This window comes from Pokkaliibacter plantistimulans (assembly GCF_003194385.1).
Lineage (GTDB): Bacteria > Pseudomonadota > Gammaproteobacteria > Pseudomonadales > Balneatricaceae > Pokkaliibacter > Pokkaliibacter plantistimulans.
In genome coordinates this window covers 35,334-56,664 of sequence record NZ_LAPT01000109.1, presented here as the reverse complement: position 1 = coordinate 56,664, position 21,331 = coordinate 35,334, and the positions used below count along the sequence as shown (strand labels likewise).

Below are 21,331 nucleotides of genomic sequence, written 5' to 3'. Positions count from 1 at the left end.
AGTGGCAACATCCTGTTAGACTGATGCCGGTGGTGGATGCGGGATGCCATCACCCTAGCGGATGTGAAAGGTAGATGAGTAAACAATATTGGCTTGGGGTAGACGGTGGCGGTACGCACTGTCGGGTTCGTCTTTATGATGATCAGCAACAGGTAGTGGGTGAGGCTGTTTCGGGGAGCGGCAATCTGCGTCTCGGGGTAGATCAGGTATTCGCGCATATCATTACTGCCAGTTTGCACGTGGTACGTAGCGCAGGGCTGCCGGATGATACGCTGGCTCAGGTGTCGGTCGGCATGGGCATGGCGGGTGCGTGCCAGCCGCAGCAGCAGGCAGAAGTGGCCGCCTATTCACATCCTTTTCGCGCTGTCAGCTTGCTGACGGATGCTCATACCGCTTGCCTGGGCGCTTTTTGTGGCCAGCCGGGCGCGATTCTTATCCTCGGTACAGGGTCTTGTGGCCTGTACTTCGACGGACAGCATTTTCACTCCATTGGTGGCTGGGGCTTTCCCATTTCGGACGGTGGCAGCGGTGCCATGCTGGGGCTGCGACTGATTCAGCAGTCACTGTTGGCTTTTGATGGCATGCAGCCGGTCACTGAGCTTTCTCAGCGACTGCTTGAGCAGCTGGGCGGTCATCCGGTCGATGCGGTCGCGTGGATGGATCAGGCCAAGCCTCGCGACTATGCAGCGCTGGCGTCGTTGGTCTGGCAGGCCTATGAGACTGGTGATGCGCTGGCGGACCGTCTGGTCACTCAGCATTTGGGTGATGTTCGCCTGCTGTTGCGTCGATTGCAGCAACTGGGCGCCGGGCGCTGTGCGCTAATGGGAGGGCTGGCAGCGCGGACCTCTGCTCAACTATCTGCGGAGTTCGGTCATTTTCTGGTCGATCCTCAGCAAGATGCCTTGTACGGAGCCATGTTGCTGGCGCGTGATGGCGTCGAGCTACAGGGAGGGTTGCGCACATGAGCCAGCAACAGCTACCGGTGGCGCTTCGAGGGGCTCGCATCTTTACCGGATCCGAGTGGCTTGATGGACATGCACTGCTGCTCGACAGCGGCAGAGTGGCAGGCTGCGTTGATGAACAGGCAATTCCTGCCGGGTACGCACCTCACTCGCTGGAGGGTGGGATGCTGGTGCCCGGACTGGTGGACATACAGGTCAATGGTGGCGGCGGTGTATTGTTCAATGACCAGCCGGACATCGCTGGCTTGCGCACCATGATGGCTGCGCATCGGGCGCATGGTACGACGGCTATGTTGCCCACCCTGATCACTGACACTGATGCCAGCATGCAGCAGGCTATCGCTGTTATAAAACAGGCGCGACGGGAGTCGCTGCCCGGTATTGCTGGCATTCATCTGGAAGGCCCTTACCTCAACATCGGCAAGAAAGGGGTACATCGTGCCAGTCAGATTCGCGTGATGGATGAGGAGCACCGCGACTGGCTGTTGGCCCTTACAGAGCTTGGCAGTGTGGTGCTGACCCTGGCACCTGAGCAGCTGCCGGATCTGGCCTGGATTACTGCGCTTACCGAGCGGGGTGTGCGGGTCTGTGCAGGCCACACGCTGGCAGACTACAGGGTAATGCAGGCGGCCCTGCAGCACGGCGTCGCTGGTTTTACTCATCTTTTCAATGCCATGTCCGGTATGCAGAGCCGTGATCCCGGAGTGGTGGGAGCGGCTCTGGAGGATGCTATTAGCTGGTGCGGCCTGATTGTCGATGGTCATCATGTGCATCCCGCCAGTCTAAAAGTCGCCATTCGCGCCAAAGCCCGCGGCAAGATGATGCTGGTTACCGATGCCATGCATACTGTCGGGGTCGCAGGCGAGGAGTTTGCCTTGCTCGGAGAGGCGATTTACCGGCGGGAAGGATGCCTGAAAACGGCTGACGGCACACTGGCAGGTTCAGACCTGGGTATGCTGGAGGCGGTGCGAAACAGTGTCGAGATGCTGGGGTTACCGCTGGAAGAAGCCCTGCGCATGGGCAGTCTCTATCCGGCTCAATTTCTGCGACGCCAGGAGCTCGGGCATCTGCATAAAGGGGCACAGGCGGATGTCCTGTGGCTGAGTGAGGAGCTGCAGCTGCGAAGCAGCTGGATTGGTGGTGTGGCAGAACATTACTGCTAGGCATGTGTTAACGATCTGCTGTGTAGCCGCCGCACGGTGTTAAAAAGACCTTCAGAGGGCTCATACAGGTCGACCATGTTGATCACCCGAAAATAGCAAGGGCAGCCTGTAAAGCTGCCCTTGGTCGTTATGGCAAGGTCATCACCGCGGGTTAATTTTCCATGACGATAAAGATAATCAAACGCTTGGGCCCGTGGGCGCCCATCTGCAGTCGTTGCTCGATATCCGCACTGCGTGAGGCACCGGTAATCATATTGACTGTCCGAGGCATGCCACCTGTCTGCTGATTTTGCTGGCGCAAGCGTGTCCAGGCATCTTCATAGCTGCCGACAATCTGTGAGCTGCGCAACATGACCAGATGCCAGTCCGGCAGGAAGTGCAGCGTGGTGGGGTGATGCGGTGCCGAAGTGATCATCAGTGTGCCGGTTTCAGCAATCCCCGCCAGACAGGGCGTCAGGCTAGCATGGTCACCTACCTGTGCGGGGCGTACCTGACACTGTATGCCCTGTGATGCCCAGTCATGCTGCTGCCATTGTGCATCGGCTGTCGTCACCAGCGAGGTAATACCCTGTTGTTGCAGCTGGTCGGCTATCGCTGCCAGTGCCGCTGTTTCTGTTTCATGCAGGCTGACATCCGCAATGGCTTCGGTTGCCATCTGCTGGAAACGGGCCAGCAACTCTGCCTTGTCGCCCAGGCCGCGGGCAGGAATCAACACCGGGGCATGGTGCTGGATACGCTCTGCTACCCGTTGTCTGGCTGCCTGTTCGGCAGCGTCGGAGGTGTCTCGTTTGGCTCGCAGTTTGGCGAGAATCTGTTCGCGTCCGCTGTTCATTACAGGAGACCTCCCTGCTGTTGCTCCGATTGCTGGCGTTTCTTCCATTGGTCCATAAAGGTGCCTTGCTGTGGTGCTGGCATATCACGCCAGTCAGTCCATCCCGTTGCCAGAGGTAATTTGCTGATCCGGCCGTTTCGCGCCAGACGGCGTAGCAGGAAGTTGGCGCTGCGAGACATCCAGCGATAGAGCGTGGGTCGTTTGGCGAAGGCTGCCCACCCCCACAAGCCCTGACGCACCGTTGACGGTGTCAGATGTCGTTCGAATTCGCGTTCGCGCCAGTGTCGCATCAGTTTGGGTAGCGGAATGCGTACCGGGCAGACTGACTCACATTTGCCGCAGAAGGTGGATGCATTGGGCAGATGGCCTGCCTGATCAACGCCAATCAGCTGAGGCGTCAGTACCGAGCCCATCGGGCCGGGATATACCCAGCCATAGGCATGGCCGCCAACGGAGCCGTACACCGGGCAATGGTTCATGCAGGCGGAGCAGCGGATGCAGCGCAGCATGTCCTGAAACTCACTGCCGAGCATGTCGGAGCGGCCGTTGTCGAGCAGAATGACATGGTACTGTTCTGGACCGTCCTGATCGGTGCTGCGTCTTGGGCCGGTTGACAGGGTGTTATAGACGCTGAACTCCTGGCCGGTGGCAGAGCGGGCAAGCAGGCGCAGAAACAGGCTCATGTCCTCCAGTGTCGGGACTACTTTCTCGATGCTGGTGATGACGATATGGACCTTGGGCAGCGTCTGCGTCAGGTCGCCATTGCCCTCGTTGGTAACGATGATGCTGGAGCCGGTTTCCGCCACCAGAAAGTTGGCGCCGGTAATGCCCACATCCGCAGCGACAAAATGCTTGCGCATGACGGTGCGCGCCTCTGCCATCAGTTCGGCGGCATCTTCGGTGCGTTCGGTAAAGCCGTATTTGGGGTGGTGTTCATGGAAGGCGTCGCTGACATCCTCCAGATTGAGATGTATTGCCGGGGCAATGATATGGCTCGGATGATCGTGACGCAGTTGCAGGATGTACTCACCCAGATCGGTCTCAACCGGCTGAACGCCATGCTGCTCCAGATAGTCGTTAAGATTGATCTCCTCTGAAATCATCGACTTGCCCTTGGTCACTGTCTTGGCACCGACACTGCGACAGATGTCCAGAATTTGCTGGCGGGCCTGTTCTGCATCGGCTGCCCAGTGAACCTGACCCCCATTGGCGGTGCAGTTACGCTCGAAGGTTTCCAGATACAGATCGAGATGAGACAGGATGTGATTTTTCAGATCACGGGCCTGATCGCGCAGCTGCTCAAACTCAGGCAGGCGTGACACCGCGATGGCACGCTTGCGGGGAAATCCATCACGAAGGTTGCCCAAGGCCTTCTGTAACGAGGCGTCATGCAGGGCGATGCGGGCATTAGCTTTGAATTCCGGGCTATGAATTTCCACGACTTATACCTCCGCGTCGCCAATGGCAGGCTGGTGGCAGGCATCAGCGAGTACTTCTGCAACGTGACGGACCTGTACATCGATGCCTTCCCGCTTGAGCTTCCCTGCCATGTTAAGCAGGCAGCCCAAATCCCCGCCGAGCAGAGTGTTTGCACCACTATCCTTGATGAAGCGCGTTTTGTTGCTGACCATGCGGTTGGAGATGTCCGGGTATTTCACGCAGAAGGTGCCACCAAAGCCGCAGCAGGTTTCGCTCTCTTCCATTTCCTTAAGCTCCAGTCCCTTGACCTGGCCAAGCAGGGTGCGGGGCTGTTGTTTGACTCCCAGTTCACGTAAGCCGGAACAGGAATCGTGATAGGTGACCGTGCCATCAAACTGGGCATCAATACCCTGAAACTGCGCCACATCCTGCAGAAAACTGGTCAGTTCCCAGGCGCGGGTTGCCAGTTTTTCTGCCCGCTGCTGCCAGGCTGGCTCATCCGCAAAAAGTTCGGGGTAGTGATGCAGCATGCCAATGCAGGAGCCTGATGGACCGACCACATACGGATAGTCCTCGAAGGCGTCGATGACTTGCCGGGCAATATCCTTGGTGGTGAGCCTGTCGCCTGAGTTGAATGCTGGCTGGCCACAGCAGGTCTGCGTAGGCGGTACTTCGACGCTGTAGCCTGCCTGTTCCAGCAGTTTCACCGCAGCAAAGCCAACGCCCGGGCGAAACATATCGACCAGACAGGTGACAAATAAGGCGACCTTGGGGCGCGCAGGCGTATAGGTATGCACAGCAGGCATGGTTTTCCTCATCAAGGCAGGGTGTGCACCGCAGTCTTGATAACGACAGCTGCGGGCAATTTGTTGTTATAAACATGAGCTGCTACGGCTCGTATAGGGGTAATTAAAGGCGCCGATGGCAAAAATGCAAAGGCTGGGGTAGCGTACTGGTCTGACCAGGAATGAGCATTATGACTGAGCAGCACAACGAAAATATCGAGAGAGCGGACATGCCCTGCATCAGCAAGGCGGACCAGCTGTCAAAACACATTACCGGACGGATCATCAGTGGTCAGTGGAAACCGGGACAGCTTATGGCGTCAGAGCGACAGCTGGCGGCTGAGTTCGGAATGTCCAGAGCGATGGTTCGGGAAAGTGTCACTCAGCTAGTGGGTAAAGGGGTGCTGCAAAGTCGTCATGGGCAGGGCACCAGAGTGTGTAATCCGATGGCACACCTGTTCGATGAGCATTTTGGTGATCTGCCGCAGGACTCCTATGAGCTGCAGCTGGCGGTGCTGGAAATGCGCACTGTGATTGACGGTGAAGCTGCCTGGTATTTCTGTCAGCGCGCCTCAGCTGAGGAAATGCAGATGCTGGTCAGTGAGTTCGAGAGGATGGAGCAGCGACGGCACCATGCCATGACGCCGCTTGAGCGGGCCAAGGCAGACCTGACGTTTCACATGCTGATTGCTGAGCATTGTCATCAGATTCTGATTATCAGTCTGGCGCAGCTGCTCTACAGCAAATTCTTTAACGCCATCTACGGTGTGCTGGGGCGCACCCATCGGCGCACGGGAGCTTACCCTCCCCATATAGAGGAGCAGCACCGGAATATTTTTCAGGCCATTTGCAGTCGTGATGCCGAGACAGCAAGGCTGGCGGCTGAACAGCATATCCTGACGACCCGGCAAACCCTCGAACAGCTGGAGCCGGGGCGGCAAAGCTGAGCAGGGTGTGGCCTGGCTTTGCTTCCTTTATTTCCCGGCTAAGTTGCAGAAAAGCGCCTTATTGAGCGCTGGTTGGCGTCATATCAGGCTGTTATACTGCCACGCCTGTCGCACTTGGTTTGTGCGCTATTCAAGCCCTCATTCACCGCCCTGTGGCCGGTAACTGTCTTATCGGCGAATGGCGAATTGTCTTATGTGGCCCGTCGTGGGGGTCACCACTGAGCAAAAGGATAGAACATGCCTGTAATTACTCTTCCTGACGGTAGTCAGCGCGAATTTTCCAATCCTGTAAGTGTGTATGATGTTGCCGCCAATATCGGTGCTGGTCTGGCCAAAGCCACCATCGCCGGTCGCGTCAACGGCCATCTGGTTGATGCCTGTGACATCATCGATACCGATGCCGAGTTGCAGATCATTACCGCCAAGGATGAGGAAGGCGTCGAGATTATTCGTCACTCCTGTGCGCACCTGATCGGTCATGCTGTCAAACAGCTGTACCCAACCGCCAAGATGGTTATTGGTCCGGTGATCGACGATGGCTTCTACTATGACATTTCCTATGAGCGCCCCTTTACGCCAGAGGATCTGGAAGCAATCGAGAAGCGCATGCAGGAGCTGATCGCCAAGGATTACGACGTCATCAAGAAGATGACTCCTCGTGATGATGTCATCCAGGTATTTGAGTCGCGCGGTGAAGAGTACAAACTGCGTCTGGTGGATGACATGCCTGACGAAAAGGCAATGGGGCTGTACTACCACGAAGAATACGTGGATATGTGCCGTGGACCGCACGTACCCAACACCCGTTTTCTCAAAGCCTTCAAACTGACCAAGATTTCAGGTGCCTACTGGCGCGGTGACTCTAAAAACGAGCAGTTGCAGCGTATCTACGGTACTGCCTGGGCAGACAAGAAAGCCCTGAGCGCTTATCTGGAGCGTCTGGCTGAAGCGGAAAAGCGCGATCACCGTAAAATCGGTAAGCAGCTTGACCTGTTCCATACTCAGGAAGAAGCACCGGGCATGGTGTTCTGGCATCCCAATGGCTGGACTATCTGGCAGGCGGTAGAACAGTACATGCGCCGTATGCAGAACCAGCGTGGCTATCAGGAGCTGCGCACTCCTCAGGTGGTTGAACGCACTTTGTGGGAGAAATCCGGTCACTGGGACAAGTTCAAAGAGCAGATGTTCACTACTCATTCCGAAGAGCGTGACTTTGCGATCAAGCCAATGAACTGCCCCTGCCATGTGCAGGTGTTTAACCAGGGCCTGAAGAGCTATCGTGATCTGCCCCTGCGTCTGGCCGAGTTTGGTTCATGTCACCGTAACGAACCCTCTGGTGCACTGCACGGTATTATGCGCGTGCGCGGCTTCACTCAGGACGATGGTCACATTTTTGTTGCTGAAAGCCAGATTCAGGATGAAGTGTCACAGTTCATCGATTTCCTCCATGAGGTGTATGCGGACTTTGGCTTCAGCGAAATCATTTACAAGCTGTCCACTCGCCCAGAGCAGCGCGTAGGCTCGGATGCCGTGTGGGACAAGGCGGAAAAAGCGCTGGCTGATGCACTGGACGCGAAAAACCTGGACTGGCAGGAATTGCCGGGCGAAGGCGCATTCTATGGTCCGAAGATTGAATTCTCTCTGAAAGACTGCCTGGGACGTGTATGGCAGTGCGGTACCATTCAGGTGGACTTCTCCATGCCTGGTCGTCTGGGCGCCCAGTTCGTCAATGAGCAGGGGGATCGTGAGACTCCGGTCATGCTGCACCGTGCGATCCTGGGATCGTTTGAGCGCTTCATCGGTATCCTAATTGAGAACTATGCCGGTTCTATGCCCGCCTGGCTGTCACCAGTACAGGCGGTGGTGATTAATATCACCGATAAACAAGCGGAGTATGTCAAAAAAGTTGAGGAATTCTTACTGAATCAAGGCTTCCGTGTGAAAGCGGACTTGAGAAACGAGAAGATCGGCTTTAAAATCCGCGAGCACACTTTGCAGAAGATCCCTTATCAGCTGGTTGTAGGCGATAAGGAGGTTGAATCGAATACTGTCACCGTTCGCACTCGCACAGGGGAAGACCTCGGCAGCATGAGCTTGGACGCTTTTGCCCAACACCTTACTGCTAATATCGCGAAGCGTGGACGGGTTGCAACGGAGAACTAGCCATTAAGCGTACTACAAACACACCGCGTGGTGATAAGACCCTAATTAATGAAGAGATCCGCGCACGCGAAGTTCGTCTGGTAGGACCGGACGGAGAGCAGATCGGAATCGTATCCATTAATGATGCTCTGAGCAAAGCAGCAGAAACTGAACAGGATCTGGTGCTGATCGCCCCCGAGGCGGAGCCTCCGGTGTGTAAGATAATGGACTACGGTAAACATCTGTTTGAAAAGAAAAAACAGTTGGCCGTTGCGAAGAAAAAGCAAAAGCAAACTCAGATTAAAGAAATGAAGTTCCGTCCAGGAACTGAAGAAGGGGATTACCAGGTAAAACTGCGCAACCTGGTACGTTTCCTTGAAGATGGTGACAAGGCCAAGGTCTCTCTCCGCTTCCGCGGTAGGGAAATGGCGCACCAAGAGCTAGGCATGCAGTTGATGCAGCGAATTGAACAAGATCTTGTTGAATTGGCGGTCGTCGAACAGCGTGCCAAGCTTGAAGGGCGTCAGATGGTCATGGTCCTGGCACCGAAAAAGAAGAAGTAACCCCGCTCTATATCCTGCCCTGGGTCAATCCTTGGATAGATGTAAAGCTGGCCCGCTTGGCATTAAGGCTGAGCGGGTGAGGGTTACGTTAACATTCTGAATGCGTGGAGTAGATGATGCCAAAAATCAAATCCAACAGCGGTGCTGCCAAGCGCTTTAAAAAGACTGGTAGCGGCTTCAAGCACAAGCAGTCTTTCCGTCGTCACATTCTGACCAAGAAGACCACCAAGCGTAAGCGTCAGCTGCGTGCTACTCACCATGTAGAAGCAACTGACCTGGGCAACGTGTCTCGCATGCTGCCTTACGCATAAGGCACTTTTGAATCAGATTTAACTAACGGAAGGATTGAAATATGCCTCGCGTAAAACGTGGTGTGGTCGCTCGTCGCCGCCATAAGAAAATTTTAAAGCAAGCTAAAGGTTACTACGGTGCACGTAGTCGTGTATTCCGTGTAGCCAAGCAGGCCGTTATCAAAGCTGGTCAGTATGCTTACCGTGACCGTCGTCAGCGTAAGCGTCAGTTCCGCGCTCTGTGGATTGCTCGTATCAACGCTGGTGCACGTCTGAACGGTCTGTCTTACAGCCGTCTGATCGCTGGCCTGAAAAAAGCAGCCATCGAGATCGACCGTAAGGTCCTGGCTGATCTGGCTATGAATGACCAGGTAGTATTTGCAGCGGTTGTCGAAAAAGCCAAAGCGGCTCTGTAAGACACCCACCTGATTGCTTCTTTAATGGAGCATATTAGGAAAGCTGCTTACGATTGTAATCGTAGCTACTGTTTAATAGGGGAAGGGTGTGTAGCTCTTCCCCTATTTTCGTTTCTGGAGCCCCTGAATCTATGGAAAACCTTGATACCCTGCTAAACCAGGGCAGTGAAGCGATAGCCACCGCTGCAGACCTGCAGGCGCTGGATGCTATCCGTGTGCAATATCTGGGCAAGAGTGGCGAAATTACCCAGCTGCTCAAAGGTCTCGGCAAGCTGTCGGCGGAAGAGCGCCCACAGGCCGGTGCTGCTATCAACGTCGTGAAGCAGCAGCTTCAGGATGCACTGAATGCCCGGCAGGAAATGCTGCAGTCACGAGAGCTGGAAGCCAAGCTGGCTGGTGAGCGTATTGATGTGACTTTGCCTGGTCGCGGTCAGGATATGGGTGGACTGCACCCAGTGACGCGTACCATTGAGCGTATGGAGCAATTCTTCGGCAGTATCGGTTACAGCGTTGCTGAAGGCCCGGAAGTTGAAGATGACTATCACAACTTTGAAGCGCTGAATATTCCTTCTCACCATCCGGCACGAGCCATGCACGATACCTTCTATTTTGATGTTGGTACTCTGCTGCGCACCCATACCTCACCAGTACAGATTCGAACCATGGAAGCGGGTCAGCCGCCTATCCGTATCATCTGTCCGGGCCGTGTATATCGCTGTGACTCTGACCAGACGCACTCACCCATGTTCCACCAGGTAGAGGGGCTCCTGGTTGATAAAGGTGTGAGCTTTGCGGATCTGAAGGGCACAGTATCGCGCTTTCTCAAGGTTTTCTTCGAGCAGGATGATCTGGCGGTGCGTTTCCGTCCATCCTATTTCCCTTTCACTGAACCTTCTCTTGAAGTGGACATTGGCTATACCGTAAACGGTGAACAGCGTTGGCTGGAAGTCATGGGTTGCGGCATGGTGCATCCCAAGGTGTTTGAGTATGTGGGGATTGATCCAGAGGTCTACACTGGCTTTGCCTTCGGTATGGGTGTAGAGCGCCTGGCGATGTTGCGTTACGGTGTGCGTGATCTGCGTCTGTTCTTTGAAAACGATCTGCGCTTCCTGCGTCAGTTCCGTTGATTGTTCGATGGAACCGGGAACCAAGCATTTCAGTTAAACAAAGAGGCACAGCATGAAATTTTCAGAACAGTGGTTACGTGAATGGGTCAATCCTGCAATCAACAGTGATGAGCTGATGGCGCAGGTGACTCTGGCCGGGCTGGAAGTCGATGACGTCATTCCGGTAGCTGGCAAATTTTCTGGTGTGGTAGTAGGCAAGATTTTGACTGCCGAGCAACACCCTAACGCTGACAAGCTGCAAGTCTGTCAGGTCACTGATGGTAGTGAAACCTTCCAGGTAGTCTGTGGCGCTCCCAATGCGCGAGCAGGGCTGGTGACTGCTTTTGCTCGTATCGGCGCCGAATTGCCCGGCGACTTCAAGATCAAAAAGGCCAAGCTCCGTCAGGTGGAGTCCTGCGGCATGCTGTGTTCAGCACAAGAGCTGGGCATCAGCGAAGATCATGATGGCATCATGGAGCTGGCGGAAGATGCGCCCATTGGTGCGGACCTGCGTGAGCTGTTGAACCTGAATGACATCACTATTGATGTGGATCTGACCCCTAACCGCAGTGACTGCCTGAGCATTCGTGGTCTGGCACGCGAAGTGGGTGTCCTGAATCAGTGTGACGTAGCCGAGCCAGTGATCGAAGCGGTTGCAGCAAGTTGCGATGCTACGTTCCCCGTACGCATTGAAGCCGGTGCAGCCTGTCCCCGTTATCTGGGGCGGGTCATCAAGGGCATTAATCTGGGTGTGGCTACACCTGGCTGGATGGTGGAGAAGCTGCGTCGTAGTGGCATCCGCAGTATTGATCCCGTTGTGGATGTAACCAACTTCGTTCTGCTTGAACTTGGTCAGCCCATGCATGCCTTTGATCTGGCGCAGTTGGAGAGTTCGGTTGTTGTTCGTATGGCTAAAGCCGACGAAACACTGACTCTGCTGGATGGCAGCGAAATCAAGCTGGCTGCAGATGAGCTGGTCATTGCTGATGAAGTTAAGCCCGTCGCGCTGGCGGGCATCATGGGTGGTGAGCACTCAGGGGTTAACGCCGATGCGCGTGACATCTTCCTTGAGTGTGCTTTCTTCAGTCCGCTGGCGATTGCTGGCCGTGCACGCCGTCATGGCCTGCATACTGACGCCTCTCATCGCTATGAGCGTGGGGTTGATCCCGAGCTGCAATACCTGGCCGTTGAGCGTGCTACTGCGTTGCTGGTTGAGATCGTCGGTGGCGAAGCCGGTCCGGTAGTGGTCGCTGAAGCTCCAGAACACCTGCCTGTGCGCAATGTGATTCGTCTGCGTGATGAGCGTTTGGCAATGATGCTGGCCATTGAGCTGCCAGAATCCGAAGTGGAAAGCATTCTGCGCCGCCTGGGGATGTCCCCACAGCGTGCCGAGGCTGGAGTGTGGCAAGTGCAGGTGCCTTCATGGCGCTTCGATATCAGTCTGGAAGTAGACCTGATTGAAGAGATTGCGCGCATTTATGGCTACAACCGACTGCCGTCAAAGCAGCCTGCTGCTGCCATGGAAATGCCTGCCTTGCCTGAGCATAAGGTGCAGTTAGGCCGCTTGCGTCAGACGCTGATCAGTCGTGGCTATCAGGAAGCGATTACCTTCAGCTTCACCGAACCCAAGCTGTTGGCTAAGTTTGATCCAGAGCGTACACCGCTTGCGTTGGCTAACCCGATCTCTGCCGATTTGGCAGTGATGCGGACCACCTTGTGGGCTGGTCTGGCCAAAACGGTTCAATACAACCAGAACCGTCAGCAGTCACGTGTGAGACTGTTTGAAACGGGACTGCGTTTTGTGCCGCAAGGTGATGAGCTGGTCCAGGAAAAGGTCATTGCCGGGGTAATCTGTGGTGAGCGTATGCCAGAGAGCTGGCATGGCAAGTCAGATCCTGTCGACTTCTTTGACCTGAAGGGTGATGTTGAAGCGCTGCTGAGTCTGACGGGCAAGCAATTCAGCTTTGAAGCTGATGCTAATCCAGCACTGCATCCCGGTCAGTCTGCCAGTATTCGCAACGAGCAGGGGCAGATCATTGGTTACATCGGCCGTTTGCATCCGACGCTGCGCAAAGAGCTGGATTTGAATGGCGACCTGTTCCTGTTCGAGATCAGTCTGGCCTTGTTGCAGGAAGGTGTAGTGAACAGCTTTACAGGCGTATCCAAGTTCCCCGAGGTGCGTCGCGATATTGCTGTTCTGGCTAAAGATGAAGTGTCATTCGCTGATCTGCAGAGTGTGGTTCGCGATGCAGCTGGTGACAGCTTCAAGAATGTCGTCATATTCGACCTGTATCGTGGTAAGGGTGTACCAGATGGTCACAAGAGTGTGGCGCTGGGCTTGACCTGGCAGGATCCATCACGCACTCTTACTGATGACGAAATTAGTGCTGCAGTCACCAAGGTTATCAATGACTTGGAAGCTAAGCTGGGTGCAGCACTGAGAAGCTGAGGATGCAGCCGGAGGGTTTAAGATGGGTTCTCTGACCAAAGCCGATATATCCGAGCGACTGTTTGAAGAGCTGGGGCTCAACAAACGGGAAGCGAAAGAGGTCGTTGAGTCTTTTTTCGAGGAAATCCGTGAAAGTCTGAGCGCAAACGAACAGGTCAAATTATCAGGGTTTGGTAACTTTGATCTGCGCGACAAGCGAGAGCGTCCGGGCCGAAATCCGAAAACGGGAGAGGAGGTACCCATTTCTGCTCGCAGAGTGGTGACTTTCAAACCGGGTCAGAAACTGAAAGAGAAGGTGGAAATGTACACCGACCTTCAGACCCACTAAAACCTGTAAGCTGTAATTCTGAAAGACCCATGGCCACAACCATGGGTCTTTTGTTTTCTCCTGAAAAAGACCGCTTTCAGTCCGGAATGCGACCGCTGCAGATTGTCTGGAATAGAAAAACGAGTTGCAATTTCAAATGCTTACGCTATTATACGCGGCACAAAGTGAGACACCGGTTGAAACCCTCCGCAAGTCGAAAGGATCGATGAGCAAAACAGGGGAGTAAGCAATTCAATCGGGGCGTAGCGCAGCTTGGTAGCGCACTTGCATGGGGTGCAAGGGGTCGCAGGTTCAAATCCTGCCGTCCCGACCACTTGAACGGGTCTTAGCATTCGTAGTGGTTGATGGGCTGACTTTGGAAATGAATTATATGTAGTTTGTTTGTTGTGCGAGGCGGCAAATTACAGAAGAATTCGGGGCGTAGCGCAGCTTGGTAGCGCACTTGCATGGGGTGCAAGGGGTCGCAGGTTCAAATCCTGCCGTCCCGACCAAATAAAAGGCCGATCTGGAAGCAGATCGGCCTTTTCGCATTTCATAATCACAATTTAGAGATTCTTCTGTGCAATTTCGCGCATCTTTTGTCGCAGGGTTAACGCATGACAGCGGGGCTTTAGGCCTCGTTTTTCGTCACAGCACCATGCTGTTCATGCGGCTGGTGCAGGAGACGTGCCCGACCTGCAGGCCCACGAGCAGCGTATTCGCAAGCTGACCCAGACGTTATTTGACGGGCTGGCGCCCTGACGGACGCATACGTGATGTTGCTGCGATGGGTTGCGTCAGTGAAAGGGTGTGTGTCCGATGGCATCTCACCGGACTAGAGTTTCAGTGAGCCCGGCGTCGCTCCGGTTTCGCGTTTGAACGCGCGGGAAAACGCCGCCTGTGACGCATAGCCTAACCGCCAGGCGACCTGCTCGGGGGTCTGGCGGTCTTCTGTCAGCCATTGATGTGCCAGACGCATGCGCAGGGAGGTCACGTACTGCAGTGGTGACACCCCTACTACCGCCCGAAAGCGCTCGGCAAACACCGAGCGTGAGGCTCCCATCACGCTGGCCATCTCCGCCACGGTCCAGTTGTGGCCCGGTTGCTTGTGAACCATGGCAATAACTTTGCCCATTCTGGGGTCGCGTAACGCTTCAACCCAGCCGTTGATCTGGCTACAACCGCATTCCACCCAGCCGCGCACGATATAGGCAGACACCACATCCGCCAGCCGCGCGAGAATCGCGGCTGCGCCCGCACGTTTCAGTTCGGACTCCCGCGACATGGCTTGCAGCATCGACAGCAGCTCTGGGTAGCGGCTGAGCAGGGTGCCGACATGCATCACTTCCGGCATCAGTGCGACCAGAGGATGCAGGCCTCCCAGATCAAACGCCATACAGCCACTGAACAGCTGAGCACTGATCGGTGACGGTGTATCCATGTCGTGATTGCGCAGGGTACTGAACGCCCAGCAGACCGGTTCACCGGCAATTTCGGTGATATCCCGACAGGCCACCTGTTCATCCGACAGCAGCTCGTGAGTGCCCCCTCGTGGCAGTAATACCGCGTCACCGGCCTGCAACACCAGCAGCTGCCCGGAGGGGCAGCGCAGATAAGCAATGCCCTGCGCGACAAAATGGAACTGGGCGCGTCCGGCTTCGGTTTTCAACCGCAGTCCAAATGGTTGCACCAGCTGCAGCTGGCAATAGTGCAGGCCCGACATGCGCATTCCCAGCAGCAGTTCGCTCATCAGATCCATCAGGGGGTCTTTGTTCAGTGCACTGGTTTCGGACGATATGTCAAACATTCAGGCTTTCCAGAGATAGTTCGTCCGGCGAGCCTACTATAATCTTGCGACCTCGAACAACGCCTGTCTGCGTGTGTGGAGTGAGGAGCTATTTATGACTGTATCTACCCCGACTCGATGGAGTGCTGTCTGGGCGATGGCGTTAGGTGTATTCAGTCTGGTGACGGCGGAGTTTCTGCCTGCCAGCCTGCTGACGCCGATGGGGCAAAGCCTTGCTGTGAGTAATGGTCAGGCCGGGCAGAGTGTGACGGTGACGGCAGTGGTTGCGCTGATCGCCGGATTGCTGGTAGTGCCATCTACACGTCGCTTTGATCGGCGTTCCGTGCTGCTGTCCCTGAGCGCTATGCTTATCGTGTCCAATGTCATTGTCGCAACGGCCGCCAGCCTGCCTGTGCTGCTGGCCGGGCGGGTGCTACTTGGGGTTGCGCTGGGCAGTTTCTGGTCGCTGGCCGCGGCTACCACGCTGCGATTTGTGCCGGAGAGTGCGGTGCCGCGCGCTTTGTCACTGATCTTCAGCGGTGTGCCTCTGGCGACTATCTGTGCTGCCGCCGTCGGCAGCTATCTCGGTGCGTTGCTGGGCTGGCGTGCTGTGTTCTGGCTGGCAGCGGGACTGGGTGTGGCTGCATTGCTGTGGCAATGGCTGACTTTACCGAGCATGCCCGCAACGCCTGCGCAGGGGCAGGTCAGTCTGTGGCGGGCGGTACAACGTCCTCATATCGGGCCGGGCATTCTGGCCATCCTGCTGATCTTTACTGCTCACTTTGCGGCTTTTACTTATATTCGCCCCTTTCTGGAAGGGACGCTCCGGGTTGCCACTGACCAGTTACCGCTGTGGCTGCTGAGCTTTGGTGTGGCGAACTTCATTGGTACCTTGTTGATTGGTCGCTGGCTGGATCACCGCCTGCGCTGGGTCTTGCGCATGGCACCCCTGGTGATGGGAGTGAGTATCGGTTTGCAGGTCATGGATGCCGGCAGCAGTCTGCTATTTGCGGTTGCCATGCTGATGCTCTGGGCGCTGGCCTTTGGTGCCACACCGGTCAGCTGGTCCACCTGGTCGACGCGGGTTGCTCCGACGATGGCTGACAGCACCGGCGCCCTGATGGCCTCAACCTGTCAGCTGGCCATCAGCCTCGGGGCGGCCTGTGGTGGCTGGCTGCTTGATCACAGTGGCCCGCTGGCCATGTTGTCAGGGAGTGCCATCGTGTTTGTACTGGCTGCACTGATGATTTGTATTCGTCTGCCTTTGCCTGCCAGTACCGTACAGACCGCCGCTGAATAGTCTGCTGCGGCGTCTGGGTGTAGGGGGCAACCTCCGGGCCATGGGGACGTCTTAGCGCTCCCATGGCTCTTTCATATTTCCGCTCTTTGCATTTTAAGGAGACCTGTCAACCGAGTGACGGTTTTATGGTTTTTTAAAAACTGTTGTTGTTTATAACAATTGTCAGTAAGCTGGCGTAGCTGTAGTTGATCACCTTTTGTCCAACCTGGTCACAACAAAGACAACACCCAGGAGATGAATCATGTTCTACGTCATGGCCGCTGCTTGCCGTCGGGCAGCCTGTCTCGCTCTATCCTGTCCTGCTCTGGCGTTGTCTGGAGGTGCCTTATGAACACCTCAACCACGCAGCGCACGATGTATCTCACTTTCTTTCTCTGCTTTCTGACCGCTCTGCTGGAAGGTTTCGACCTGCAAGCGGCAGGCATTGCTGCACCCGGCATGAAGGGCGAATTTGCCCTGTCGCCACCGATGATGGGCTGGTTCTTCAGCCTAGGCCTGGTGGGGTTGCTGCCGGGGGCGCTGGTCGGCGGCTGGCTGGCTGATCGCATTGGCAGACGCTGGATCCTTATCGCCTCCGTGGTGCTGTTCGGTATTTTCTCCTTTGCTACGGCTCATGCCTGGAGTTATGGCTCGTTGCTGGTGGCACGGTTCTTTACCGGGCTGGGCCTCGGCGCCGCCTTACCCATTCTGATTGCACTGTCATCGGAAGCCGCCACACCACAACTGCGTGCTACGGCAGTCAGCCTTACCTATTGCGGTGTACCGCTGGGGGGCATGCTGGCGGCAATTCTGGGTGCCACGGAGTACGGCACTGACTGGCGGCTGATTTTCTATATCGGTGGCGTGGTGCCTGTGCTGATTGCCCTGACCCTATGGCTGTGGCTGCCGGAGTCTCAGGAGTTCAAGACACAGGCCACGCAAGGCAGAGCGGAGCAGGGTAATGGCCTGACTGCGCTGTTCAATGAGCGTCGTACCACACCTACCTTATTGCTCTGGCTGGCCTGCTTTTTCACCCTGACCGTGCTGTATCTGTTGCTTAACTGGCTGCCTACGCTGCTGGTCGGGCAAGGCTTCAGCCGCGAACAGGCCAGTATCGTGCAGATCCTGTTCAACGTCGGTGGTGCGCTGGGCTCGCTGTTGAGTGGCCGTCTGATGGATAAGGAGCGCTATGTAACAGCGGTGGTGGTGGCCTATCTGGGCATGCTGCTGGCACTGGCCGGTCTGGGCTCCAACGGTGGTATGACGGTCATGCTGATCGCAGGTTTTGCCGCAGGTCTGTGCGCGCTGGCCGGGCAGGCGTTACTCTATGCGCTGGCGCCGTTGCTGTATCCGGTCAATATCCGCGCGACCGGGGTCGGGGTATCTGTTGCGGTGGGGCGGCTTGGTTCCATCTCCGGCCCTCTGGCTGCCGGGCAGATACTGGCTGCCGGAGCTGGTGCGACAGGCGTACTGATGGCCGCGGCGCCGGGGCTGGTCATTGCCTCGGGAGCGGTGCTCTACCTGTTCTCGCGTCGCTATGCCGTGATACCTGCAGTACCGGCCTCATCTTCCTGACGTCGCCTGCACGTTCTGGGCTGCTGTTCATGCTCCGCTGAGGGGAGGCGATACTAGCGCCGACCCTCAGTGCCCGCCTGCCGCAATGATGGCTGTCTCACCTGCTTTAGCTCGAATACATGGAGTTGCTATGTTCTGGAAGTCCTTCATGCCTGTTACCCGTACACGTCCGATAACTCGCTGTCCGTTACCCATGGTGCTGATGCTGAGCCTGTCAGCACCGGCCTGGGCCGCCAGCACAAAAGCACCGCTCGATCATCAGCTGCAACCCGCCATGAGTTGTGAGGCACTGCGCAGCTTTCCCTATGCGGGTATGAAACTGATCAGTACCGAGCTGATCGCAGCGGGTAGCCTCAGCGTGACGGGGATCGCCGAGGCCATGCCGGAGCATTGTCTGGTGCGTGGCGAACTCAACGAGCGGGTCAGCCCGGTCGATGGCAAACGCTACGCCATCGGTTTTGAAATGCGTCTGCCCAGTCACTGGAACGGGCGCTTCTTTTATCAGGCCAATGGCGGTCTGGATGGACGTCTGGTGCCCGCTTATGGAGGGCAGCTGGGCGGTGGCCCGGACAGCAATGGTTTGCTGAAAGGCTTTGCAGTGATTAGCTCCGACGCCGGGCATGCCATGGAAAATGGGGGTAAGGGGATCGGCGCAGCGTTGTTTGGGCTGGACCCGCAGGCCCGCATGGACTACGGCTACAACGCCGTGGCGCAGCTGACCCCGATGGCGCGTCAGCTGATCACCGGCTTTTACGGTTATCGTCCTGCGCGCTCCTATCTGCTGGGCGCCTCCAATGGGGGGCGTCATGCCATGGTGGCCGCTGCCCGCGATACCGGCCAGTACGATGGCATTGTCGCCGGTGATCCCGGCTTTAACCTGCCTCAGGCCGCCGTTGCTCAGGTGTGGGGAGCACAGCAGTTTGCCCGGGTGGCCCGTCTGGACGCTGCTGGCAAGCCCGATCTGGAAACCAGCTTCACGCCTGCGCAGCTGAAGTGGGTGGCGCAGGCGGTACTGCAGCGTTGTGATGGACTGGACGGTCTAAAGGACGGTCTGATCTTCGATATGGCCACCTGTCAGCGCCATTTCGATATTCAGCGCGATGTTGCCAGTTGTCAGTCAGGTCAGACTGACCACTGTCTGGATGAGGGCCGAAAGCGTGTACTGCAGCGCCTGTTTGCTGGCCCGCATCTGGGTGAACAGCAGCTCTACAGCGCTATGCCGTGGGACAGTGGCATTGATGGTCAGGACTGGCGTGACTGGAAGCTGAAGTACAGCGTCGGCCCGCGTGATGCCATCGCGCTGGGCTTTGTATTTATGACGCCGCCGGTGTCACCTGCCGTGGTCAACGGCGAAGGGACCAGCCTGCTGGACTACGCCCTTAATTTCAGTCTGGAACAGGATGCGCCGCGTATTTACGCCAGCAACGGGACTTACACCGAAGCTGCGATGACGTTTATGCCCCCACCGCAGGCAGCACAGATGAACCACTTCATTCAGCGCGGCGGCAAGCTGATCGTGTTCCATGGCAACAGTGACCCGGTGTTCTCTGCGCTGGATACCGTGCACTGGTATCAGGCACTGAGCCGCAATCACGGTAAGGCGACCGCCGACAGCGTGCGTTTGTTCCTGATCCCCGGTATGAACCACACCCGTTATGGCCCGGCGACAGATCAGTTCGACATGCTCGATGCCATTGTTGCCTGGGTAGAACAGGGCAAGGCGCCGCAGCGTGTGATCGCCAGCGCGCGTGGTCAGGGTTCGCTGTCGCCTAATGCGGAAATCCCTGCTGACTGGTCAGCACATCGCAGTCGTCCACTGTGCCCCTATCCTCAGCTGGCCAGATATGACGGTAAAAGTGATCCCGAACAGGCGGCCAGTTTCCTGTGTCAGTAGTGCCCACACATCTTCAGTTCATCAGGCGGGGCGCGACGACTGGACGTTCCCTGCCGCTTATATACAAAACAACAAGAGGAAGGTACATGAGTCAGCATCTGGATAATTCACGGCGTCGCGCGCTGGGGAGTGGTGTAGGCCTGGCACTGGTTGTCGGTCAACAGGTGACAGCCAGTGCTGTTGCAACGGTCAGGATACGTCGGCCAGTCGCTGCAGGATATCCAGCAGCCAGCCCTTTTCCTCGGGAGTCATGATGGCATCGAAGCGTGCCTCATGCTCCCGCGCCTTAGCATACAGGCTGGCGTAGTAGTCGGTACCCGCGTCAGTCAGGTAGAGCGCATAGGAGCGACGATCATTCTCCACCGGGCGACGTTCGATCAGCCCATCCTTTTCAAACCTGTCCACCACCGCCACCATCGCCGAGCGGTCATTACCGAGCGCCTGCGCCACGGCGGTCTGGGTCAGACCCGGATTTTCCGCCACGATAGACAGCACGCCAAACTGGCCGGGGCTGACGCCATCTTCGGCGAACGTTGCCTGGAAGTGATTGAAGTAATTGAGCTGAGCGCGACGAATCTTGTAGCCAACAAGGGTATCCAGGGCACTGAAACTGACAGTCTGTTTATCAGAGTTATTGTCACTGTTGTTTTCCATGAACTGTTCCGGTCTTTTACTCGCAAAATGGGCTGATTATGGCACAGATGGCTGAGGCAGACACCGATCTGCCGTGATCATGTCGACAAGAGGTCATGCCGGATGCCAGCACCAGTGCCAGGGCTCGTAGACGTATCCCCAGGGGTTGTCAGGGGGGAAGGACAGGCGGAAGCCGTACTCGGCAGCATGGTGCTGCAGCCAGCTGAATGCCTGAGTAGCGGCAAAGTCTTCACTGGCCGGGTCGCAGTCCGGCGTATTGATGTCGATGGCCCGTCCGGTGTGATGCTCACTGCAACCGGGAGGAGCCAGTACGGTGAGGATGTCGTCGGCAGCGACTCCGCGGCTCTGTTTACGGCGGATGAGGTCCATCTGATAGTCGACGCTGCGATAGGCTGACACCATCAGCAGGCTGACGTCGTCTGTGGCGGCCGCCGCTTTCATCGTCTGCCAGGCCTGCGCCGCGTGTGGCGTCAGCTGAAATTCGCGCCCCTGCTCGTTGGTTTCGGCAATCACCAGTTCTGTCGCTTCGGCAAAAAAGGGCAGCGGGCGGCTGTCTATCAGGGCGGCATCAATACCCAGTTCATGCAGCCACTGATGAGTGAGGGCTTTCAGCTGCGCCTGGTCGCTGCTACAGAGGTCGGTTGAAGTACTCATTGCGTTACATCGTCCAGTTAATTCATCAGGTTAGGGGGCAGGCGGGTTGAGCCTGCAGGAGCGTAACTATCTTCTCTGGTAGCTACGCTCTCTGGTGGCTATGCAGTC

At 56.6% G+C, this 21,331-nt stretch carries 19 protein-coding genes and 2 tRNA genes; 15 read left to right on the top strand and 6 right to left on the bottom strand.

Annotated elements, in window-relative coordinates; all coding sequences use genetic code 11:
* The first annotated feature begins 74 nt into the window (after positions 1-74).
* Both WH50_RS20635 and nagA read left to right on the top strand, forming a co-directional pair.
* Complete coding sequence (locus WH50_RS20635) at positions 75-965, top strand: glucosamine kinase nucleotide-binding domain-containing protein (RefSeq protein ID WP_110189142.1); 891 nt, start codon at positions 75-77, stop codon at positions 963-965.
* On the top strand, positions 962-2,125 hold the full coding sequence (gene nagA, locus WH50_RS20630; RefSeq protein ID WP_110189141.1) for an N-acetylglucosamine-6-phosphate deacetylase: 1,164 nt from the start codon (positions 962-964) through the stop codon (positions 2,123-2,125). Before WH50_RS20635 ends, nagA begins: the two co-directional genes overlap by 4 nt.
* A gap of 151 nt (positions 2,126-2,276) precedes the next feature.
* On the opposite strand, the gene WH50_RS20625 is transcribed toward nagA, so the two are convergent.
* From WH50_RS20625 to WH50_RS20615, 3 genes are read right to left on the bottom strand one after another with little or no spacing between them, the layout of a single operon-like run.
* Positions 2,277-2,957 (bottom strand): LutC/YkgG family protein, encoded by a 681-nt coding sequence (locus WH50_RS20625; RefSeq protein WP_110189140.1) that lies wholly within the window; start codon positions 2,955-2,957, stop codon positions 2,277-2,279.
* Positions 2,957-4,396 (bottom strand): LutB/LldF family L-lactate oxidation iron-sulfur protein, encoded by a 1,440-nt coding sequence (locus tag WH50_RS20620; protein WP_110189139.1) that lies wholly within the window; start codon positions 4,394-4,396, stop codon positions 2,957-2,959. Before WH50_RS20620 ends, WH50_RS20625 begins: the two co-directional genes overlap by 1 nt.
* Before the next feature lie 3 nt (positions 4,397-4,399).
* Positions 4,400-5,182 (bottom strand): (Fe-S)-binding protein, encoded by a 783-nt coding sequence (locus tag WH50_RS20615; RefSeq protein WP_110189138.1) that lies wholly within the window; start codon positions 5,180-5,182, stop codon positions 4,400-4,402.
* Between the two features lie 170 nt (positions 5,183-5,352).
* On the opposite strand from WH50_RS20615, the gene WH50_RS20610 reads away from it, so the two are divergent.
* The 10 genes from WH50_RS20610 to WH50_RS20565 all read left to right on the top strand — a co-directional run bounded on the left by WH50_RS20610 (position 5,353) and on the right by WH50_RS20565 (position 13,893).
* Entirely contained in the window at positions 5,353-6,108 is a 756-nt protein-coding gene (locus WH50_RS20610) for a FadR/GntR family transcriptional regulator (protein WP_165838501.1), read from the top strand.
* A gap of 237 nt (positions 6,109-6,345) precedes the next feature.
* Positions 6,346-8,271 (top strand): threonine--tRNA ligase, encoded by a 1,926-nt coding sequence (gene thrS, locus WH50_RS20605; protein ID WP_104157038.1) that lies wholly within the window; start codon positions 6,346-6,348, stop codon positions 8,269-8,271.
* 2 nt (positions 8,272-8,273) lie between these two features.
* The gene (infC, locus tag WH50_RS20600; RefSeq protein WP_207780413.1) at positions 8,274-8,813 is read left to right on the top strand and encodes a translation initiation factor IF-3; all 540 of its coding nucleotides are present in this window, start codon (positions 8,274-8,276) and stop codon (positions 8,811-8,813) included.
* Between the two features lie 116 nt (positions 8,814-8,929).
* Entirely contained in the window at positions 8,930-9,124 is a 195-nt protein-coding gene (gene rpmI, locus WH50_RS20595; protein ID WP_104157036.1) for a 50S ribosomal protein L35, read from the top strand.
* Positions 9,125-9,165: 41 nt separating this feature from the next.
* Positions 9,166-9,519 (top strand): 50S ribosomal protein L20, encoded by a 354-nt coding sequence (gene rplT / locus WH50_RS20590; RefSeq protein ID WP_104157035.1) that lies wholly within the window; start codon positions 9,166-9,168, stop codon positions 9,517-9,519.
* A 131-nt stretch (positions 9,520-9,650) separates the two neighbouring features.
* Entirely contained in the window at positions 9,651-10,646 is a 996-nt protein-coding gene (gene pheS / locus WH50_RS20585; protein ID WP_110189135.1) for a phenylalanine--tRNA ligase subunit alpha, read from the top strand.
* Positions 10,647-10,698: 52 nt separating this feature from the next.
* Complete coding sequence (gene pheT / locus WH50_RS20580; RefSeq protein WP_110189134.1) at positions 10,699-13,074, top strand: phenylalanine--tRNA ligase subunit beta; 2,376 nt, start codon at positions 10,699-10,701, stop codon at positions 13,072-13,074.
* Positions 13,075-13,096: 22 nt separating this feature from the next.
* Entirely contained in the window at positions 13,097-13,402 is a 306-nt protein-coding gene (ihfA, locus tag WH50_RS20575; protein WP_104157032.1) for an integration host factor subunit alpha, read from the top strand.
* A gap of 236 nt (positions 13,403-13,638) precedes the next feature.
* A tRNA-Pro gene (locus tag WH50_RS20570) sits at positions 13,639-13,715 on the top strand.
* Positions 13,716-13,816: 101 nt separating this feature from the next.
* Positions 13,817-13,893: transfer RNA gene (locus WH50_RS20565), tRNA-Pro, on the top strand.
* 323 nt (positions 13,894-14,216) lie between these two features.
* Here WH50_RS20565 and WH50_RS20560 read toward each other — a convergent pair.
* The gene (locus WH50_RS20560; protein WP_110189133.1) at positions 14,217-15,188 is read right to left on the bottom strand and encodes an AraC family transcriptional regulator; all 972 of its coding nucleotides are present in this window, start codon (positions 15,186-15,188) and stop codon (positions 14,217-14,219) included.
* A gap of 94 nt (positions 15,189-15,282) precedes the next feature.
* Here WH50_RS20560 and WH50_RS20555 point away from each other — a divergent pair, with 94 nt between their 5' ends.
* The 3 genes from WH50_RS20555 to WH50_RS20545 all read left to right on the top strand — a co-directional run bounded on the left by WH50_RS20555 (position 15,283) and on the right by WH50_RS20545 (position 19,915).
* The gene (locus WH50_RS20555) at positions 15,283-16,467 is read left to right on the top strand and encodes an MFS transporter (RefSeq protein WP_110189132.1); all 1,185 of its coding nucleotides are present in this window, start codon (positions 15,283-15,285) and stop codon (positions 16,465-16,467) included.
* Positions 16,468-16,794: 327 nt separating this feature from the next.
* Positions 16,795-18,021, top strand: a complete 1,227-nt coding sequence (mhpT, locus tag WH50_RS20550) for a 3-(3-hydroxy-phenyl)propionate transporter MhpT (RefSeq protein WP_110189131.1) — start codon at positions 16,795-16,797, stop codon at positions 18,019-18,021.
* Between the two features lie 130 nt (positions 18,022-18,151).
* On the top strand, positions 18,152-19,915 hold the full coding sequence (locus WH50_RS20545) for a tannase/feruloyl esterase family alpha/beta hydrolase (RefSeq protein WP_207780412.1): 1,764 nt from the start codon (positions 18,152-18,154) through the stop codon (positions 19,913-19,915).
* Between the two features lie 189 nt (positions 19,916-20,104).
* On the opposite strand, the gene WH50_RS20540 is transcribed toward WH50_RS20545, so the two are convergent.
* Positions 20,105-20,569, bottom strand: a complete 465-nt coding sequence (locus WH50_RS20540) for a MarR family winged helix-turn-helix transcriptional regulator (RefSeq protein ID WP_104157021.1) — start codon at positions 20,567-20,569, stop codon at positions 20,105-20,107.
* Positions 20,570-20,662: 93 nt separating this feature from the next.
* Positions 20,663-21,223: a M15 family metallopeptidase gene (locus WH50_RS20535; RefSeq protein ID WP_110189130.1), complete on the bottom strand. Its 561-nt coding sequence runs from the start codon at positions 21,221-21,223 to the stop codon at positions 20,663-20,665.
* Positions 21,224-21,331: the final 108 nt, after the last annotated feature.

Bases quoted from the DNA above. Each gene is read 5' to 3' on its own strand.
- WH50_RS20610 (WP_165838501.1), top strand. From the start codon at position 5,353: ATGACTGAGCAGCACAACGAAAATATCGAGAGAGCGGACATGCCCTGC.
- WH50_RS20615 (WP_110189138.1), bottom strand. From the start codon at position 5,182: ATGCCTGCTGTGCATACCTATACGCCTGCGCGCCCCAAGGTCGCCTTA.
- WH50_RS20555 (WP_110189132.1), top strand. From the start codon at position 15,283: ATGACTGTATCTACCCCGACTCGATGGAGTGCTGTCTGGGCGATGGCG.
- rplT (WP_104157035.1), top strand. From the start codon at position 9,166: ATGCCTCGCGTAAAACGTGGTGTGGTCGCTCGTCGCCGCCATAAGAAA.
- rpmI (WP_104157036.1), top strand. From the start codon at position 8,930: ATGCCAAAAATCAAATCCAACAGCGGTGCTGCCAAGCGCTTTAAAAAG.
- WH50_RS20560 (WP_110189133.1), bottom strand. From the start codon at position 15,188: ATGTTTGACATATCGTCCGAAACCAGTGCACTGAACAAAGACCCCCTG.
- ihfA (WP_104157032.1), top strand. From the start codon at position 13,097: ATGGGTTCTCTGACCAAAGCCGATATATCCGAGCGACTGTTTGAAGAG.
- WH50_RS20625 (WP_110189140.1), bottom strand. From the start codon at position 2,957: ATGAACAGCGGACGCGAACAGATTCTCGCCAAACTGCGAGCCAAACGA.
- mhpT (WP_110189131.1), top strand. From the start codon at position 16,795: ATGAACACCTCAACCACGCAGCGCACGATGTATCTCACTTTCTTTCTC.
- thrS (WP_104157038.1), top strand. From the start codon at position 6,346: ATGCCTGTAATTACTCTTCCTGACGGTAGTCAGCGCGAATTTTCCAAT.
- WH50_RS20535 (WP_110189130.1), bottom strand. From the start codon at position 21,223: ATGAGTACTTCAACCGACCTCTGTAGCAGCGACCAGGCGCAGCTGAAA.
- pheT (WP_110189134.1), top strand. From the start codon at position 10,699: ATGAAATTTTCAGAACAGTGGTTACGTGAATGGGTCAATCCTGCAATC.
- WH50_RS20545 (WP_207780412.1), top strand. From the start codon at position 18,152: ATGTTCTGGAAGTCCTTCATGCCTGTTACCCGTACACGTCCGATAACT.
- WH50_RS20540 (WP_104157021.1), bottom strand. From the start codon at position 20,569: ATGGAAAACAACAGTGACAATAACTCTGATAAACAGACTGTCAGTTTC.
- nagA (WP_110189141.1), top strand. From the start codon at position 962: ATGAGCCAGCAACAGCTACCGGTGGCGCTTCGAGGGGCTCGCATCTTT.
- WH50_RS20635 (WP_110189142.1), top strand. From the start codon at position 75: ATGAGTAAACAATATTGGCTTGGGGTAGACGGTGGCGGTACGCACTGT.
- pheS (WP_110189135.1), top strand. From the start codon at position 9,651: ATGGAAAACCTTGATACCCTGCTAAACCAGGGCAGTGAAGCGATAGCC.